Raw genomic sequence first — 18310 nt, forward strand, 5'->3', positions numbered from 1 at the left:
GTCATGCACTAGCTCCCGACGGCGCCGGCTCGAACAGCATGTCCGAGACGGTCGGCAGCCGGTCGCCAACGGCGTTCTCCGGCAGCGCCGACAGCAGCGCGCGCGTGTAGTTGCTCTTCGGCGATTCAAACAGCGACAGCACGTCGGCCTCTTCCATCTTGCGGCCCTTGTACTGGACGATGACGCGGTCGGCGGTTTCGGCGACCACGCCCATATTGTGGGTGATCATGATCAGGCCCATGCCGTATTTGGCCTGCAGCGAGACCAGGAGATCGAGGATCTGCTTCTGGATGGTGACGTCGAGCGCCGTGGTCGGCTCGTCGGCGATCAGGAGCTTCGGATTGCAGGCGATCGCCATCGCGATCATGACGCGCTGGCACTGGCCGCCCGACATCTGGTGCGGGAACGAGTTGAGCCGCTCCGCCGGCTCGGGAATGCCGACCTGCTTCAACAATTCGATGGCGCGCGCCCGGCGCTGCGCACGGTCCATGCCGAGATGGAAGCGCAGCACCTCCTCGATCTGGAAGCCGACGGTGAAGCAGGGATTGAGGCTGGCGATCGGCTCCTGGAAGATCATGGCAATGTCCTTGCCGATGATCTTACGGCGTTCGGCCGGGCTGATCTTGAGGAGATCGCGGCCGCCGAAGCCCATGCGGTCGGCGGTGACGGTCGCCGTCCATGGCAGCAGGCCCATCACCGCCAGCATCGACACCGACTTGCCGGAGCCGGATTCGCCGACGATGGCGAGCACCTCGCGCTCGTCGACATGGAGCGAGACGCCGTCGACGGCGCAGAACGGGCCGGACGCGGTCTGGAATTCGACGACGAGATTCTGGATGTCGAGTAGCGCCGCCATCACGACCTCCTGAGCTTCGGATCGAGGGCGTCACGCAGGCCGTCGCCGATCAGGTTGATGGCGAGCACGGTGATGAGGATGGCGAGACCCGGGAAGGTCACCACCCACCAGGCGCGTAGGATGAATTCGCGCGCCGAGGCGAGCATCGTTCCCCATTCCGGTGTCGGCGGCTGCGCGCCGAGGCCGAGGAAGCCAAGGGCTGCCGCTTCGAGAATGGCGTTGGAGAAGGACAGCGTGCCCTGGACAATCAACGGCGCCAGGCAATTCGGCAGGATCGTGCGAAGCATCAGCCTGAGATGACCGGCGCCGGCCACCTTGGCGGCGACGACATATTCGCGGCTCTTCTCGGCCATCACCGCCGCGCGCACCAGCCGCGCGAAATGCGGCTGCAGGACGAGCGAGATCGCCAGCATGGCATTGAACAGGCCGGGACCGAGGATGGTGACCAGCACCAGCGCAAGCAGCAGCGACGGGAAAGCCAGGATGAGGTCCATGACGCGCATGATCGCCACGTCGACCCAGCCGCGGAAATAGCCGGCCAGCAGGCCGAGCGTGATGCCGCCGGTGAGAGCCAGCGTGACCACGACGGCGCCGATCAGCAGCGAGAAGCGCGCGCCATAGAGCAGGCGCGAAAGGATGTCGCGGCCGACCGGATCGGTGCCGAGCAGATATTGCGTGCTGCCGCCCGCCTGCCAGGCTGGCGGCCTCAGAAACGCGGTCTTGTCCTGCACGTCGGGCGCATAGGGCGCAAGCAACGGCGCAAAGAGCGCGGCCAGCACCAAAAGGACGAAGACGACGAGGCCGATGACGGCGCCGCGATTGACCGAGAAATAATGCCAGAAGGTCTTGAACCCGGTCAGTCGATCCGGACTGCCGGCGGCCATGGGAGCAATTTCGGTCGACTGGCTCATCACGCCGCCCTGATGCGCGGGTTGATGACGGCATAAAGCACGTCGACGACGAGGTTTACGGCCATGACGATGAGGGCGATCAAAAGCAGACCTGACTGCACGACGACATAGTCGCGCTTGAAGATGGAATCGACCATCCACTTGCCGATGCCCGGCCAGGCGAAGATGGTTTCGGTGAGGATAGCGCCGGCAAGCAGCGTACCGACCTGCAGGCCGATGGTGGTGACGACCGGGATCAGCGCGTTGCGAAGCGCGTGCACGCCGATGACGCGGGCGGCCGAAAGGCCCTTGGCGCGGGCGGTGCGGACATAGTCCTCGCCGAGCACCTCGAGCATGGCCGAGCGCGTCTGGCGCGCGATCACCGCGAGCGGGATGGTGCCGAGCACGATCGCAGGCAGAACGAGATGGCTGAGCGCCGAGCGCAGCGCGTCCCATTTACCATAGAGGATGCTGTCGATGGTCATGAAGCCGGTGATCGGCTTGAAGAAGAATTGCAGGCCGATGCGGCCCGAGACCGGCGTCCAGCCGAGATAGCCGGAAAAGAAGATGATGAGCAGCAAGCCCCACCAGAAGATCGGCATGGAGTAGCCGACAAGGGCCGTGCCCATCAGCGACTGGTCGAACCAGGAGCCGCGCTTGACGGCGGCGAAAATGCCGGCCGGGATGCCGACGACCATGGCGAAGATCATGGCGAAGAAGGACAGTTCCAGCGTCGCCGGGAAGAGCGTCTTGAACTCTTCCATCACCGGGCGCTTGGACGAGATGGAAACGCCGAAATCGCCGGTGGCGACCTCGCCGACATAGCGCACGTACTGTTCCCAGACCGGCAGATTGTAGCCGAACTGTTCCTTAAGCTCCTCGTAGCGCGCCGGCGATACGCCATGCTCGCCGGCCATGGCCAGGATCGGATCGCCGGGCAGCAGCCGGACGAAGGCGAAGGCGCAGATCGTGATGCCGACGAGGGTCGGGATCAGGAGGGCGATTTTGTTGAGAAGATATCTAAGCATAGTGAAGTGGGGCGGCGCATGATTGCGCCGCCCCGTTCGCAATATTACTCGGACTTGTCAACGCCGTCGAAGCGGTGAATGCCGAGCGGGTCCATCTTGTAGCCGGTGACGTTGTTGCGAACGACCGAGTAGACTTGGCTGTGCGCCAGCAAGAAGGCAGGGGCCTGCTTCTGGAAGATCACCTGCGCCTGTTCGTACAGCTTGGTGCGCTCACCCAGGTCGCTGGTCTTCTTGGCCTTCTGGATCAGGTCCTCGAAGTCCTTGTCGCACCAGCTGGAATAGTTCGACACACCGATGGCCGAACAGGCGAAGAGGGTGGCGAAGAAGTTGTCCGGATCGCCATTGTCGCCGGTCCAGCCGACCTGGAACGCGCCTGGACGATCCTTCTTCTTGCCCTCCGCGCGATACTTGGTCCACTCGTAGTTGACGATCTCCGCCTTGACGCCGACCTTGGCCCAGTCGGCCTGGATCAGCTCAGCCGCGCGCTGGAAGTTCGGGTTGTACGGACGAACGCGGTCGGAAGCCCAAAGCTGGATTTCCTTCAGGCCGGCATCGGCCAGCACCTTCTTGGCCGCCTCCGGATCATAGGAATCGAACTTCACGTCCTTGTTCCACGACCACATGGTCGGCGGGATCAGGTTCTGGGCCGGCGTCGCGCCAGCGTCCTGGAACAGCGACTTGATCAGCGCTTCCCGGTCGATCGCCTGGTTGAGCGCATGCCGAACCTCAGGCTTGTCGAGCGGCGGGATCGTCGTATTGTAGCTCATATAGCCGATGTTGAGGCCGGCCTGGTCGAGCAGGGTGACGTCCTTGTTGGCCTTGATCGTCGCGAGGTCGGCCGGGTTCGGATAGGGTGCCACATCGCATTCGCCGGCGAGCACCTTCTGGGTACGAGCGGTCGCGTCAGGCGTGATGGCGAAGACGAGATCGTCGATCTTCTCCTTGCCCTTGAAGTAATCGGGGTTCGCCGCATAGCGGATGACCGAATCCAGCTGATAGTCGACGAACTGGAACGGACCGGTGCCGATCGGCTTGGTCGAGAAGTCGGCCATCTTGCCATCCTTCTCGAGCTGGTCGGCATATTCCTTCGAGACGATCGAAGCGAAGTCCATGCCGAGATTGGCCAGCATCGGCGCGTTCGGCTCGGTCAGCGTCAGCTTGACGGTGAGGTCGTCGACCTTCTCCCACTTGGCGACGTATTTGGGCATGTCCATGCCGGTGTAGTAGTCCCAGGTCAGGTTCGGCAGATACTTCTCGCCATTCCACGGATTCTGCTTGTTGAACTGACGGTCGAAGGAGAAGACGACGTCGTTGGCATTGAGATCGCGCGTCGGCTTGAAATAATCGGTGGTCTGGAACTTCACGCCCGGATGCAGGTGGAAAGTATAGACCAGGCCGTCGTCGGAGATTTCCCATTTGTCGGCGAGGCCGGGCTCGATCTCGGTGCCGCCGTGCTTGAACTCGACCAGGCGCGAATAGACCGTGCGCGACGAGGCGTCGAAGTCGTTACCGCCCGTCGTCGTACCCGGATCGAAATTGGCCGGCGACGCTTCCGAGCAATAGACAAGCGTCTTTGCATTGGCCATGCCACCCAGGACGCTTGCAGCCAGCAACGCGGCTGCAAAAGTCAATGTCTTTTTCATTGAGCACTCCCTGATGTTCTTCCAAGCCCCTCTATCAGGCTCGCGAAGCGCGCATATAAGCACCGTTTTTCGGGCTTTGGAACACCCCGTTTGCGTACCCCACGGTAAGCAGGAAAAGAATCCGTATTTTCCTCAAATGATGGAAAATATGAGCAGAATTTTTCGCTCACGACATTGTTAACGACTGCATTTTTTTATTGATTGGCCGCCTCTCGAAATCAGCCCGGAAGCTCCCCGCTTGCAGTCCTGCTCCTTGTCGGCACGCACTTCGAGGAGCGGCCAGGCGAAGGGATTTCGACGGCAAATCTTTCCGCCGCTGCCGCTGGGGCAAGACTTGCACCGCCGCCGATAGAGGCAATACATAGACGCCGGGCCGGATTTCTTGGGGAATCCGCGATCGACGGCAGCGGAGGACGTTTCCAGCATCGGAAGCGAACGCGGCACGCGGCAGCAAGACCAGGACACCAGGGAGGGATTTGGTGGCAAAAGCAGCAAAGACAACGCCCCCGGCGAAGGCAAAAGCCAAGGCCGCGACCGGCAATGCCGGCGCGCCCAAGGCTTCACCTTCCAAGACGGCTTCTCCTTCCAAGACGGCTTCGCCGGCCAAAGCCCCCGCCAAGCCAAAGGCCAAGCCAGTTGCTGCTCAGGCGAAGACGAACTCAAAGTCCGCCACCAAGGCTGCAACCGCAAAAACCGACAAGCCTGCGGCAAAGGCCGCCGCCGCGAAAGCAGCTACGGCGGGCGCCGCCAAACCGGCATCCGCTCCGGCCAAGCGGCTGCCGAAGGCGATCATGGAGCTCGCCGCCGGGCTGCCGGAAAAGCCGTGGCTCAAAAACTATCCGAAGAACATGCCGGCCGAGATCGGTCCGCTGCCCTACAATTCCATCGGCGATTTCCTCGTCGGCGCCTGCAAGCAGTTCGCCGGCCAGCCAGCCTATGTGTGCATGGGCAAGTCGATCTCCTATGCCAAGCTCGAGCGGCTTTCGGCCGCCTTCGGCGCTTATCTGCAGTCGAAGGGGCTGGAGAAAGGCGCGCGCGTGGCGCTGATGATGCCGAACGTGCTGCAATATCCGGTGGCGATGATGGCGGTGCTTCGCGCCGGCTTCACGGTGGTGAACATCAACCCGCTCTACACGCCGCGCGAGCTGGAGCATCAGCTGAAGGATTCCGGCGCGCAGGCCATCGTCATCCTGGAAAACTTCGCCAACACGCTGCAGGCGGTGATCGGCCGGACGCCGGTCAAGCATGTGGTGGTGGCGGCGATGGGCGACCTGCTGGGCGGGCTCAAGGGCACGATCGTCAACCTCGTCGTGCGGCGGGTGAAGAAGATGGTGCCGGCCTGGTCGCTGCCCGGCCATGTCAAATTCAATGCCGCGCTGAAGGCCGGCGCGGCAAGCGCCTTCAAGCCGGCGGCGGTTTCGGGCGACGATATAGCCTTCCTGCAATATACCGGCGGCACCACCGGCGTCTCGAAGGGCGCGACACTGCTGCATCGCAACGTCTTGTCCAACGTGGCGCAGAATTCGCTCTGGGTGGAGGATGCCTATACGGTCAAGCCGAAGCCGGCGCATCTCAACTTCATCTGCGCGCTGCCGCTCTATCATATCTTCGCGCTGACGGTGAATGCGCTGATGGGCATGCAGCAGGGTGCGCAGAACGTGCTCATTCCGAACCCGCGCGACATTCCGGGCTTCGTCAAGGAACTGCAGAAATACCCGGCCCACATCTTCCCCGGCCTCAACACGCTGTTCAACGCGCTGCTCAACAATGAGGATTTCCGCAAGCTCGACTTCAGGCCGCTGATCCTGACGCTTGGCGGCGGCATGGCGGTGCAGAAGGGCGTGGCCGAACGCTGGAAGGCGCTGACCGGCTGTCCGGTGAGCGAAGGCTACGGGCTTTCCGAAACCTCGCCGGTGGCGACCGCCAACAAGTTCAGCTCCAGCGAGTTCACCGGCACGATCGGCCTGCCGCTGCCGTCGACCGAGATCGCCATCCGCGACGACGACGGCAACAACGTGCCGCTCGGCGAAGTCGGCGAAATCTGCATCCGCGGGCCGCAGGTGATGGCCGGCTACTGGAACCGGCCGGACGAGACCGCCAAGGTGATGACCAAGGACGGCTTCTTCAAGTCGGGCGACATGGGCTTCATGGACGAGCGCGGCTACACCAAGATCGTCGACCGCAAGAAGGACATGATCCTGGTCTCCGGCTTCAACGTCTATCCGAACGAGCTGGAGGAGGTCGTGGCGCACCATCCCGGCGTGCTCGAGGTGGCGGCGATCGGCGTGCCGGACGAGCATTCCGGCGAGGTGCCGAAGCTGTTCGTGGTCAGGAAGGACCCGGCGCTCACCGTCGAGGCGCTGACCGCCTATTGCCGCGAGAACCTGACCGGCTACAAGCGGCCGCGATACATCGAATTCCGCGCCGAGCTGCCGAAGACACCGGTCGGCAAGATCCTGCGGCGCGCATTGCGGGAATAGACTTGGCCGACCACGCTGCCAGCGCATCGCGCGAACCAAGCGAAAGGCTCGATCCAGCGGAATTCATCAAGGCGAACATGCGGCTTTTGCCGGTGCCGTCGCTCCCCGAAATCCGCCTCTACATGGCCCATCCCGGCAGCGGGCTGCGGCGGCTGCTTGAACCGGATGGTGGCGCCGATGAAAGCGTTGTCGAGCCGCAACCGCCCTACTGGGCTTATGCCTGGGCCGGCGGCGCGGTGCTCGCGCGCTATATACTCGACCGGCCCTCGATCGTCGCGGGCCGCCGGGTGCTCGACCTCGGCGCCGGCTCCGGGCTTGTCGGCATCGCGGCGGCAAAGGCCGGGGCGAGCGAGGTGTTCGCGGCGGAAATCGACCGCAACGGTGTCGTCGCGCTCGGCCTCAACGCCGCGGCCAACGGCGTCGCCGTCAGCATAATCGGCGAGGACATCACCGCCGGTCCGCCGCCTGCCGTCGATCTGGTGCTCGCCGGCGATGTCTTTTACGGACAGGCGGTGGCGCGGCGGGTCGTCCCATTCCTCGACCGCTGCCTTGCCGCCGGCATCGAGGTGCTGGTCGGCGATCCGGGCCGCGCCTGGCTGCCCAGGCGGCGGCTTCGTCTGTTGGCTGAGTATCAGGTGCCCGATGTCGGCGGAAACGGCGGCGGCGCGCCGAAGCCGAGCGGCGTCTTTGCTTTCGTCGTGGCAGCCGCTGATTAGCTCGCCGCTGCGCTTACCCGCGCCGAAAGGAAATCCGGAAGGTCGGCGACGGAATCCAGAATGACATCGGCCATCGGCGACAGCGAGTCGCGCGTGCCGGTGCCGGAAAGGACGCCCACCGCCAGCCCGCAGCCGCCGGCGCGCGCCATTTCGAGATCGTGGCGATTGTCGCCGACCATGGCGATCTCGCTTGGCTTCAGCCCGGTCAGGTCGCAGAACGCGACGACCGTATCGGGCGCCGGTTTGGGGTTGGCCACGGCATCATAGCCGAAGGCGGCGTCGAAGAGCTGCGCGACACCCAGCGTGGCGAGCGTCTTCTCGGCGCCACTGGTGGAATCGTTGGTGGCGACGCCCAGCCGGAAGGATCGCTTGTGCAGTGCCCGCAGCGATTCGACGATGCCGGGAAGCGCTACCGCCATCGACGAGCCCTGCACCGAGGTGATCTCGTTGAAGCGGGAGACGGCCACCATCTGGTCCTCGTCGGACAGGCGCGGGAACCAGAGCTCGACGACATCCATGTTCGAGCCTGATGCAAAGATCGAATCGGGCTTGAAGCGCTTGCTGACGAAATCGAAACCGGCCGCGGCGAGCAGCCGGTCGGCCTTCCAGCGATCGCCCTCGGCGGCGTCCATGGCCATGAAATCGGCAATGCCGAGCCAGGTTGCGTTGAAATCGACAAGCGTGCCGTCCTTGTCGAAGAGAATGCCCTTGATATCCGCCAAACCTGTCACTCCGCGCCGCGCAATTGGTGGATATGTCCCACCAGTCCGGCAGTCGAGGCGTCGCGTTTTGCGGCAGTCTCCTTGCCTTCCACGACAGGCAGCAGGCCCGTCGCCAATTCCTTGCCAAGTTCGACACCCCACTGGTCGAACGAGTTGATGTTGAACAGCGTGCCCTCGACGAAGACGCGGTGCTCGTAGAGCGCGATCAGCCGGCCGAGCGTGCGCGGATCGAGCTTCCTGTAGAGGATCGTCAGCGACGGGCGGTTGCCAGAGAACACGCGGTGTGGCGCGATGCGGTCGACGTCGGCTGATTTCATGCCCTTGGCCAGCATTTGCGCGCGCGCCTCTTCCAAAGTGCGGCCCTTCATGAAGGCTTCCGACTGCGCCAGGCAGTTGGCGAGCAACAGATCATGCTGGTGCTTCAGCTCCGGCTCGTGACCGACGGCCGCGGCGAGGAATTCGACCGGGATGAAATCGGTGCCCTGGTGCAGGAGCTGGAAGAAAGCATGCTGGCCATTGGTGCCCGGCTCGCCCCAGACCAGCGGACCGGTCGGCGTGGTGACCGCGCCGCCGTCCAGCGTGACGCTCTTGCCGTTCGATTCCATATCGAGCTGCTGCAGATAGGCCGGCAGGCGCGACAGGCGCTGGTCGTAGGGAATGACGGCGCGGGCCGGATATTTGCAGACGACCCGGTGCCACCAGCCGATCAGGCCCAGCAAAGCGGGCAGGTTCTTTTGCAGGGGTGCCGAGCGGAAATGCTCGTCCATCTCATGCGCGCCATCGAGGAAGGCGCGGAAATTGCGCGGACCGATGGCGATCATCACCGGCAGGCCGATGGCGCTCCAGACCGAGTAGCGGCCGCCGACCCAGTCCCAGAAGCCGAAGACCCGATCGGAAGCGATGCCGAACTTCGCCACCAGATCGAGCGCGGTCGAGACGGCGGCGAAATGCTTGCCGATCGCTTCCTTGCCCAGCGCCTTCTCCACCCATTTGCGCGCCGTCTCGGCGTTGGTCATCGTCTCGACCGTAGTGAAGGTCTTGGAGGCGATGATGAACAGGGTCGTTTCGGGCGAAAGATCCTTCAGTGTGTCGTGGATGTGGGCGCCGTCGACATTGGAGACGTAATGCGCGCGCGGGCCATCATGGTAGGGCGCCAGCGCCAGCGTGACCATGGCCGGACCGAGATCCGAGCCGCCGATGCCGATATTGACGATGTCGGTGATCTTCTTGCCGGTGGCGCCGGCCGCCTTGCCGGAGCGGAGGGCGTCGGCGAAGGCGCCCATGGCGTCGAGCACGGCAATCACATCGGCCTTCGTGTCCTGGCCATCGACCACGACACTCTTGCCGGTAAGGTTGCGCAGCGCGGTGTGCAGCACGGCGCGGTTCTCGGTGACGTTGATCTTCTTGCCTTCGAACATGGCGGCGCGGCGTCCCGCGAGATCGGCGGCGCCGGCGAGCTTCTCCAGCATCGCCATCGTGCCGGCATCGACCGCGCATTTCGACCAGTCGAGCAGAAGATCGCCATCGGTGGCGGAAAACCTCTCGAAGCGCTTGGGATCGGCGGCGAAGGCCTCGCGCATGCTGCCCTTGGCTGCCGCGCGCTGATCGCGCAGAGCGGTGACCTGCTTGTCGAAGGCTGACTGATCCACTGGCGGGCTCCTGGCGGGTTTTTAGACTATTGTAACAGGCCGGATGTTTCCGGCGCGTGTCGTCGCGACATTCTATTGAGCCGATTTCCATTTCGTTCAAGCGCGGCGATGCCGCATCGCATCACGCTTTTATGATGCGTTGCAGCATGATTTTACAACCAATGGATCACTGGCATAAATCCCAGCGATCAGAAAAATTGATTGGCGCAACCCCTTGTGCCACCCCTACACTCGACTGGTCCAGCCAAGTGAAAACAGCTGGCCATCCGAGGAAGATCTCCCATGCCACAGCGCAATGACACGGCCATATGGTCCGGCCTGTTCCGGATTTCGGCCGAATCCGGACAAACCCTCCAGGCTCAGATCCGCCAGGCGATCGTCGCAGCCATCCTCGACCGACAAATCGCCGCTTCGATGCCGCTGCCGTCCTGCCGGATTCTGGCGGAAAAACTTGGGGTTGCCCGCGGCACGGTGGTGCTTGCCTTCCAGCAGCTGGTCGATCAGGGCTTCCTGGTGGCGCGCGAGCGGCGCGGCCATTTCGTCAACCCTGACGTGCTGGCCACCCCCGCCAAGCCGCACCAGAAGGCGCCCGACCAGCAGAACGAGATCGACTGGAAGGCGCGCCGGCAGATCGCCGCCAGCGACATGCCGCCGCCGGCCAAGCACGACAACTGGATCAAGTCCTCCTACCCGTTCGTCTATGGGCAGTTCGACCCGGCGCTGTTCCCGACCGCCGAATGGCGCGAATGCAACCGCATGGCGCTCGCGGTGCTGGAGATCCGCAACTGGGCCTCGGACATGGTGGACCGCGACGATCCGCTGCTGATCGAGCAGATCCAGGCCCGGCTTTTGCCGCGCCGCGGCATCTTCGCCAATCCGGACGAGATCATCGTGACGCTGGGCGCGCAGAACGCGCTCTACATGCTCGCCTCGCTGCTGATGACCAAGGGCTCGAAGGTGGCGATGGAAGATCCGGGCTATCCCGATGCCCGCTCGATCTTCCGGCTGGCGGGCGCCGATATCCAGCCGGTTCCGGTGGACCAGTCGGGCATCGTCACCTCGGCGATCCCCAGCGATTCCGGCTTCGTCTTCGTCACGCCGAGCCACCATTGCCCGACCATGGTGCCGCTGTCGGCGGAGCGGCGGCAGGATCTGTTGGCGCGAGCCAACCGCAACAACCAGATCATCATCGAGGACGGCTATGACAGCCAGCTCCTCGACGAGGCGCCGCAGCAGGCATTGAAGAGCCTCGACCGTTCGGGCCGCGTCATCTATGTCGGCTCGATGTCGAAGACGCTGGCTCCCGGCTTGAGGCTTGGCTACATCGTCGCCTCGGCCGGGCTGATCGCCGAGCTTCGCGCGCTGCGCCGCTTCATGCTCAGGCACCCGCCGGCGAACAACCAGCGCGCGGTGGCGCTGTTCCTGTCGCTCGGCCATCACGAGGCGCTGGTGCGCCGGCTCTCCGCCGCCTTCGACGAGCGGCGCAAGCGTCTGGTCCATGCGATTTCCGCTTTCCTGCCAGAGTGGCGCTCGACCGACTCGGCGGGCGGCACATCGCTGTGGCTGGAAGGGCCGCGCGGCACCGATTCACGCGGCCTGGCCGAAGCCGCCGCCTCGCGCAGCGTCATCATCGAGCCCGGCGACCGGTTCTTCGATCGCAGCGAAAAGCCCTCTCGTTTCATGCGTTTGGGCATCTCCTCGATCTCGCTGCAGCATATCGAGCCCGGTATCCGCGAGCTCGCCACGGCAGCCGGCCGCAGGCCCGCTGCGGCCTGATCGCCATCGACTTGCAAAAATAGAGCCGGCGCTTCGCCGGCTCTTTTGTTTTGGCACGCCTCATCGCTTTAGCAGTCTGGCATATTCGACGGGATTGGCTGGCTCATAGGCTGTACCAATGCCGGCGGCATAGTCGAGGCACAAAGGGGACGAGGCAGGCCGATGGTGGACCAACCGCCACGCACCCTGCCCTGAAAAAACAAAGGTGGAGTGCTTTCCATGTCAGTGGCTCTCGAGAAGCAGGAAGCGTCGTCGGACCAGCGTTCGCGGCGGTCCGGCGGGCGCGAAGCGCGCCGCGCGATGCGGGCTGCGCCGCTCGCGGACGACATCCGTCCGGTGCGGCCCGGCCTCGAAGGCGGCAGCTACGGGCCATTGAGCCAGAACGACCGGGAGCGCATCCACGAGGCGGTGCTGACGCTGCTGGAGACGGTCGGCTTCGCCAACGCCATCCCCTCCTGCATCGAGGCGCTGACCCGGGTCGGCGCGACCTATGGCGATGACGGGCGTGTCCGCCTGCCGCGCGCACTGGTGCTCGACACGATCAAGAAAGCCGCGCGCCACTTCACGCTTCATGGCCAGGACCCCAAGCACGACATGGTGATCCAGGGCAAGCGCGTGCATTACGGCACGGCGGGTGCTGCGGTGCATCTGGTCGATGTCGAGAAGCGCGAATATCGCGAATCGCAGCTGCAGGACATCTATGACGCCGCCCGTCTCGTCGACGGGCTCGACAATATCCATTTCTTCCAGCGCACCATGGTGCCGCGCGACATCCCCGATCCGCTCGAGATGGACTTCAACACGCTCTATGCCTGCGTGATGGGAACGTCCAAGCATGTCGGCACCTCGTTCACGGTGCGCGAGAACGTCAAGCCGGCGCTGGACATGCTCTATGCGATCGCCGGCGGCGAGGAGAATTTCCGGGCGCGGCCGTTCGTGTCCAATTCGAACTGCTTCGTCGTGCCGCCGATGAAGTTCGCCGAGGACGCCTGCGGCGTGCTCGAAGCCTGCGTCGAGGGCGGCATCCCGATCCTGCTCCTGTCGGCCGGCCAAGCCGGCGCCACGGCGCCCGCCGCGATTGCCGGCGCAGTCGTGCAGGCGGTGGCGGAAGTGCTGATGGGCCTGGTCTATGTCAACGCGATAAAACCCGGCCATCCGGCGATCTTTGGCACCTGGCCGTTCGTCTCCGATCTCAGGACCGGCGCCATGTCGGGCGGCTCGGCCGAGCAGTCGGTGCTGACCGCCGCCTGCGCGCAGATGGCGCAATATTACGACCTGCCGGGCGGCTCGGCCGCCGGCATGACGGACTCGAAGCTGCCCGACATCCAGTCCGGCTACGAAAAGGGCATCACCAATGTGATGGCGGGCCTCTCGGGCCTCAACCTTGTCTACGAATCGGCCGGCATGCATGCCTCGCTGCTCGGCTTCTGCCTCGAAAGCCTGATCATCGACAACGACATGCTCGGCCACTGCCTGCGCTGCGTGCGCGGCATCGAGGTGACCGACGAGGCGCTGTCGATCGACACCATCGCCGATGTCTGCCTGAAGGGGCCGGGCCACTATCTCGGCAACGAGCAGACGCTGAGGCTGATGCAGACCGAATATTTCTATCCCGCCGTCGGCGACCGCTTCTCGCCGAAGGAGTGGAACGAGAAAGGCCGGCCCGACATCCTGCAGCGAGCGATCGCCGAGAAGAAGCGCGTGCTGGCCGAGCGTTTTCCGCGCCACGTGTCGCGGCTGGTCGACGACAAGCTGCGCGCCCGCTTCGGCGAGATGATCAAGTTGCCGCGCAACAAGATGGGCGGCTAAGATGCGTTGAGATTAAGGTGAGGCCGGTCTGCAAACGGCGGCTTCCTGCGCTTCCGGTGCTCACGTACTTTAAGTACGCTCCGCTCCGGTTCTCGGAAACCACCGTTTTCGACTCGGCCTGGCCTTAATCTCAACGCATCTTACTTTATTCCGCGCTCAACCCGTAGCGCTCGACGACTTCGGCGTTGATCAGCTTCGCATGCAGCGTCATCAGCACGATCTGCGCATCGAAGCTGTCGCCGGCTTCGAGCGCGGCCTCGATGCGGCGCTCGGCTTCCAGCGTGCGTTCCCTGCCGTTGGCCTGTTCGAAGACCTCCGGACCGGCAATGCAGTAGCCGCAGAGTTGCGCCACGGATGCATAAGCATTAGGCGGCGGCTCGTCCGGCCAGCGGTCGTTCATCAAATTGACGATGGTGAGCTTTACGCCCTCGGGCACCAAAGCTGGATGCAGATCGGCCCTGCGCAATGCGTCGTCGAGCTGGCGCAAGTCGCCGGAGCGGCCGAACATGCCGAGAAAGCCCAGGGCAGAACGCCGTTTCGCCATGATAATCTCTCCCCTAGAATCACTTGTATCTCGGATTGACGAGTCTCTGAGAGTCAACGGGATTTGATTATATTGGGTGATAGGCAACCTCCCTTGGCTATCAAAATTGCCTTTTGACGATAGACAAAGCCGGTACTCTCTCATATATGCCATTCAAGCGCCGTTGACTATCAAACCGAGCCGACGCTGAGAGACAAGATGGGCAAACCGCCGCAGAACCTCGATTTTTCGGAAGCTGTCGGATACCACTACGGGCAATTTCCTCCGACGCAACTGGCATATGAACGCCTGATCTCTCCCATTGCAGATGCCGTCGCGGCCCTCGCTCGCTACGATCAGATGCTAAAGGGGATGCACAACAGTGAAATCCTTTTGGCCCCTCTTAGGAGCCAGGAAGCTGTTGTCTCCTCTCGGATGGAAGGAACGGTTAGCACGCTAGATGAAGTGCTACGTTACGAGGCCGACCGCGAGGAAGGTGATGGTGCCGACGCTCGCAACTACCGAAGCGAGGCGATCGAGGTCTTCTTGTATGGGCGAGCGATGAAGCTTGCGCAGGCTAGCGTGCAAGACGGGCATCCAATCTCTAGCCTGCTGCTACGGAACGCGCACAAGGTGCTCTTGGGATTTGGCCGCGGCGCAAGTCAGTCTCCTGGCGAACTTAAAACCGAACAGAACTATCTAGCTGGCAGAACAAAGCGTAAGGTTTTCTTTATACCTATTAATCCTGAGCAGCTTGATCCAGGAATGGATAGGCTTTTTGACTTCATTAACGATGAAAAAGTGCAGATTCTTATCAGAACAGCGCTTGCACATTTGGAATTCGAAGCGCTCCATCCCTTCAAGGATGGCAATGGTCGCGTAGGGCGAATGTTAATTACACTTATGCTTTGGCACTACAAAGTTGTTTCTGAGCCTCACTTCTACGTAAGTAATTTCTTTGAAAATAATCGCAATGAATATATTGATAGAATGCGCGAGGTGTCGAAATCGGGAGAATGGACGGATTGGGTGTTGTTCTTTCTTAAAGCGCTCGAAACTCAAGCTAACGAGAACCTTGCAAAAGCCGAACAGATCAGAAGCTTGTACGAACGTTTGAAGCTCGAATTTAGGGATACCTTGGCCTCTCAATGGAGCACGACCGCCTTAGATTTCCTTTTCTCGCGGCCAGTCTTTAGGAACAACATCTTCACGGCAAAGTCAGGTATTCCAGCGCCCACGGCGCACAAGTTCGCCCGCTCTTTGGTTGAAAAGGGATTCCTCAACACGCTGGAGGAGTCGGCCGGCCGCCGCGCTGCTCTTTACTCGTTTGAGCCCTTGCTGGAGTTGGTCCGGGCCTAGGCTGCCAAGGTCGAACTTATCTGTGCGTTCCGTTGAGATGAAACAAGGGCATTAGAAAAGGGCGGCCTACCGTCGGCAAGCCGCCCTCATTATTTAGCCGACTACAGGTTCAGTGGTTGTCGCGCGGCACGCCGCTGGTGTGCGCCACATCCTGGTATTTCACCGCCGGCTTCAACACCATGCCGGCCGAGAACTGGTCGACCATGCCGCGCTGGATCTCCTGCCACGGCGTCTGGTGCTTGGGATAGTGATAGCCGCCATTGCCCTGCAGCGCCGCCCGCCGACTGGCGATCTCCTCGTCGCTGACGAGGATGTTGGCGGTACCCTTCCTGAGGTCGATGCGGACGCGGTCGCCGGTCTTGAGCAGCGCCAAGCCGCCGCCGATGGCGGCTTCCGGCGAGGCGTTGAGGATCGACGGCGAGCCGGAGGTGCCGGACTGGCGGCCGTCGCCGATGCAGGCCAGCGAATGGATGCCCTTCTTGATGAGGTAGGCCGGCGGCTGCATGTTGACCACCTCGGCGCCGCCCGGATAGCCGACAGGGCCGGCGCCGCGCATGAACAGGATGGTGTGCTCGTCGATGCCTTGCGCCGGATCGTCGATGCGGGCGTGGTAATCCTCCGGCCCGTCGAAGACCATGGCGTTGCCTTCGAACGCCTCCGGGTCGTTCGGGTTGGAGAGATAGCGCTCGCGGAATTCCGGCGAGATGCCGCTGGTCTTCATGATGGCGGAATCGAACAGATTGCCCTTGAGGTTGATGAAGCCGGCATTGGCCTTGAGCGGCTTGTCGACGCCGCGGATCACTTCGCGGTTCTCGTTGGCGGCATCGCGGCAGTTTTCGCCCATCGTCTTGCCGTTGGCGGTGATCGCATCCGGATGCGGCAATAGCCCACCCTTCATCAGCTCGGCCACCACCGCCGGGACGCCGCCGGCGTGGTGGTAGTCCTCGCCGAGATACTCGCCGGTCGGCTGCAGATTGACCAGGAGCGGCACGTTGAGGCCGACATTCTGCCAGTCGTCATTGTCGAGCGGCACGCCGAGATGACGGGCAATCGCGTTGAGGTGGATCGGTGCGTTGGTCGAGCCGCCGATCGCCGAATTGACGACGATGGCGTTCTCGAAGGCTTTGCGGGTCATGATGTCTGAGGGCTTCAGGTCCTCATGCACCATGTCGACGATGCGTTTTCCGGTCTCGTAGGCGATCTGGCCGCGTTCGCGATAGGGCGCGGGGATGGCGGCCGAACCGGGCAGCTGCATGCCGAGCGCCTCTGCAAGCGAATTCATCGTGGTGGCGGTGCCCATGGTGTTGCAATAGCCGGTCGACGGCGCCGAGGAGGCGACGATGTCCATGAACTCGTCATAGTTGATCTCGCCGGCCGACAGGCGCTGGCGCGACTCCCAGACGATGGTGCCGGAACCCGTGCGCTTGCCCTTGTGCCAGCCGTTGAGCATCGGGCCGACCGAAAGCGCGATGGCCGGGATGTTGACGGTGGCCGCCGCCATCAAAAGCGCCGGCGTTGTCTTGTCGCAGCCGATGGTGAGCACGACACCGTCGAGCGGATAGCCGTAGAGCACCTCGACGAGGCTGAGATAGGCGAGGTTGCGGTCGAGCGCCGCAGTCGGGCGCTTGCCGGTCTCCTGGATCGGGTGGCACGGAAACTCGAAGGGGATGCCGCCCATCGACACGATGCCTTCGCGCACGCGCTTGGCGAGCTCGAGGTGATGCCGGTTGCAGGGCGAGAGGTCGGAGCCCGTCTGCGCGATGCCGATCAGCGGCTTGCCCGACATCAGCTCGGCGCGCGTCAGTCCGTAATTGAGGTAGCGCTCGAGATAGAGCGCCGTCATGCCCGGATTATCGGGATTGTCGAACCACTCCTGCGAGCGAAATTTCTTCTTCTTGGTGGGGGCGCCTGCCATCGTGGTCTCCGTATTTGTATGACAAATCGATATGACAACGCGCTCATGCAAGCAAGAGGTTCGAGCGCCGCGACCCCGCACTTTGGTGCGATAGACAGATAAAGGGCTGCGCGCTAGGACCAATCGGCATCAGCAACCCGGGAGGTCTTGATGGCTTTGGTGATCGAAGGCGAGGAGCGGATCGCCGCACCCGTCGAGAAAGTGTGGGAAGCCCTCAATGACCCGGATATCCTCAAGGACGCCATCCCCGGCTGCAAGAGCCTGGAAAAGAAATCCAATACCGAGATGGCCGCGACGGTGGTGCTGAAGATCGGTCCGATCAAGGCGACCTTCAACGGCGAGGTCACGCTGAAGAACCTCAAGCCGCCGCACTCCTACACGATCCAGGGCGAAGGCAAGGGCGGCATTGCCGGTTTCGCCAAGGGCGGCGCCGATGTCACCTTGACTGCCGACGGCGCGGACACGACAGTTTTGAAATACGCCGCCAAGGCCGAGGTCGGCGGCAAGATCGCGCAGCTCGGCAGCCGGCTGATCGAATCGACCTCGAAGAAGCTCGCCGGGCAGTTTTTCTCGACATTTGGAAAGAAGCTGGCTTAACCCTCCCCCTTGAGAGGAGGGTGCCGCGCGAAGCGCGGCGGGAGGGGTCGCCTCGGCTGCCTCGGCCTTATTTCGGAACTGCTGCGTTTTTCGAAGAAAAGAGTCGCGCGCGTCGCCGCGGACCCCACCCGGCCCTTCGGGCCACCCTCCCCTCAGGGGCAGGGGAATCGCACATGAGTAGAATTGGACTCTTGCGGCGGTTATCGAAATGGATTCTGAGGGACCTCTGGATGATCGGAGGTCGGCATGGTGTTTCTGGATGTATTTGGCGAGGTTCCGGACCCGCGGGACTTGACCGCGCAGCATCCGTTGCCGGAGCTTTTGTTCGTGGCCTTTGCGGCGGTGCT

16 protein-coding genes are annotated in these 18310 nt (G+C 63.0%); 6 read left to right on the plus strand and 10 right to left on the minus strand.

Features of this window, described 5'->3' with window-relative positions:
• Window position 1 precedes the first annotated feature (1 nt).
• The 6 genes from AC4FWB_RS15285 to AC4FWB_RS15310 all read right to left on the minus strand — a co-directional run bounded on the left by AC4FWB_RS15285 (window position 2) and on the right by AC4FWB_RS15310 (window position 5210).
• Window positions 2–856: an ABC transporter ATP-binding protein gene (locus tag AC4FWB_RS15285; protein WP_491026977.1), complete on the minus strand. Its 855-nt coding sequence runs from the start codon at window positions 854–856 to the stop codon at window positions 2–4.
• Window positions 856–1767 carry an ABC transporter permease subunit gene (locus AC4FWB_RS15290; protein WP_491026979.1) on the minus strand — a complete coding sequence of 304 codons (912 nt, stop codon included), beginning with the start codon at window positions 1765–1767 and terminating at the stop codon, window positions 856–858. Before AC4FWB_RS15290 ends, AC4FWB_RS15285 begins: the two co-directional genes overlap by 1 nt.
• On the minus strand, window positions 1767–2774 hold the full coding sequence (locus AC4FWB_RS15295) for an ABC transporter permease subunit (RefSeq protein ID WP_491026980.1): 1008 nt from the start codon (window positions 2772–2774) through the stop codon (window positions 1767–1769). The genes AC4FWB_RS15290 and AC4FWB_RS15295 overlap by 1 nt, the downstream gene beginning before the upstream one ends.
• Window positions 2775–2818: 44 nt before the next feature.
• Window positions 2819–4417 carry an ABC transporter substrate-binding protein gene (locus tag AC4FWB_RS15300; RefSeq protein ID WP_491026981.1) on the minus strand — a complete coding sequence of 533 codons (1599 nt, stop codon included), beginning with the start codon at window positions 4415–4417 and terminating at the stop codon, window positions 2819–2821.
• A gap of 166 nt (window positions 4418–4583) precedes the next feature.
• Window positions 4584–4988, minus strand: coding sequence for a hypothetical protein (locus AC4FWB_RS15305; RefSeq protein ID WP_491026982.1), 405 nt, complete (start codon window positions 4986–4988; stop codon window positions 4584–4586).
• Window positions 4989–5060: 72 nt separating this feature from the next.
• Complete coding sequence (locus AC4FWB_RS15310) at window positions 5061–5210, minus strand: hypothetical protein (protein ID WP_491026983.1); 150 nt, start codon at window positions 5208–5210, stop codon at window positions 5061–5063.
• On the opposite strand from AC4FWB_RS15310, the gene AC4FWB_RS15315 reads away from it, so the two are divergent.
• Together AC4FWB_RS15315 and AC4FWB_RS15320 are read left to right on the plus strand one after the other, a co-directional pair.
• On the plus strand, window positions 5209–6897 hold the full coding sequence (locus AC4FWB_RS15315; RefSeq protein WP_491026984.1) for a long-chain fatty acid--CoA ligase: 1689 nt from the start codon (window positions 5209–5211) through the stop codon (window positions 6895–6897). The two genes, AC4FWB_RS15310 and AC4FWB_RS15315, sit on opposite strands and share 2 nt — an antisense overlap.
• A 77-nt stretch (window positions 6898–6974) precedes the next feature.
• The gene (locus AC4FWB_RS15320) at window positions 6975–7613 is read left to right on the plus strand and encodes a class I SAM-dependent methyltransferase (protein WP_491027005.1); all 639 of its coding nucleotides are present in this window, start codon (window positions 6975–6977) and stop codon (window positions 7611–7613) included.
• Here AC4FWB_RS15320 and AC4FWB_RS15325 read toward each other — a convergent pair.
• Together AC4FWB_RS15325 and pgi are read right to left on the minus strand one after the other, a co-directional pair.
• Complete coding sequence (locus tag AC4FWB_RS15325; protein WP_491026986.1) at window positions 7610–8335, minus strand: HAD family hydrolase; 726 nt, start codon at window positions 8333–8335, stop codon at window positions 7610–7612. The genes AC4FWB_RS15320 and AC4FWB_RS15325 overlap by 4 nt on opposite strands.
• Window positions 8336–8340: 5 nt before the next feature.
• A complete protein-coding gene (gene pgi / locus AC4FWB_RS15330; RefSeq protein WP_491026987.1) occupies window positions 8341–9984 on the minus strand; it encodes a glucose-6-phosphate isomerase in 1644 nt (547 codons plus the stop codon).
• 282 nt (window positions 9985–10266) lie between these two features.
• Between pgi and pdxR the strand changes: the two genes are divergently transcribed.
• Window positions 10267–11760 carry a MocR-like pyridoxine biosynthesis transcription factor PdxR gene (gene pdxR / locus AC4FWB_RS15335; protein WP_040993852.1) on the plus strand — a complete coding sequence of 498 codons (1494 nt, stop codon included), beginning with the start codon at window positions 10267–10269 and terminating at the stop codon, window positions 11758–11760.
• Between the two features lie 219 nt (window positions 11761–11979).
• A complete protein-coding gene (locus AC4FWB_RS15340) occupies window positions 11980–13569 on the plus strand; it encodes a trimethylamine methyltransferase family protein (RefSeq protein WP_491026989.1) in 1590 nt (529 codons plus the stop codon).
• A 145-nt stretch (window positions 13570–13714) separates the two neighbouring features.
• Here AC4FWB_RS15340 and AC4FWB_RS15345 read toward each other — a convergent pair whose 3' ends face one another.
• Complete coding sequence (locus AC4FWB_RS15345; RefSeq protein WP_491026990.1) at window positions 13715–14113, minus strand: hypothetical protein; 399 nt, start codon at window positions 14111–14113, stop codon at window positions 13715–13717.
• Between the two features lie 198 nt (window positions 14114–14311).
• Between AC4FWB_RS15345 and AC4FWB_RS15350 the strand changes: the two genes are divergently transcribed.
• Complete coding sequence (locus tag AC4FWB_RS15350; RefSeq protein ID WP_491026992.1) at window positions 14312–15451, plus strand: Fic family protein; 1140 nt, start codon at window positions 14312–14314, stop codon at window positions 15449–15451.
• Window positions 15452–15560: 109 nt separating this feature from the next.
• On the opposite strand, the gene AC4FWB_RS15355 is transcribed toward AC4FWB_RS15350, so the two are convergent.
• Window positions 15561–17366, minus strand: a complete 1806-nt coding sequence (locus AC4FWB_RS15355) for an IlvD/Edd family dehydratase (RefSeq protein WP_491026994.1) — start codon at window positions 17364–17366, stop codon at window positions 15561–15563.
• Between the two features lie 150 nt (window positions 17367–17516).
• On the opposite strand from AC4FWB_RS15355, the gene AC4FWB_RS15360 reads away from it, so the two are divergent.
• Window positions 17517–17963: an SRPBCC family protein gene (locus tag AC4FWB_RS15360; RefSeq protein ID WP_491026995.1), complete on the plus strand. Its 447-nt coding sequence runs from the start codon at window positions 17517–17519 to the stop codon at window positions 17961–17963.
• Window positions 17964–18310: the final 347 nt, after the last annotated feature.

It is taken from the genome of Mesorhizobium sp. LEGMi-168a (assembly GCF_058312955.1).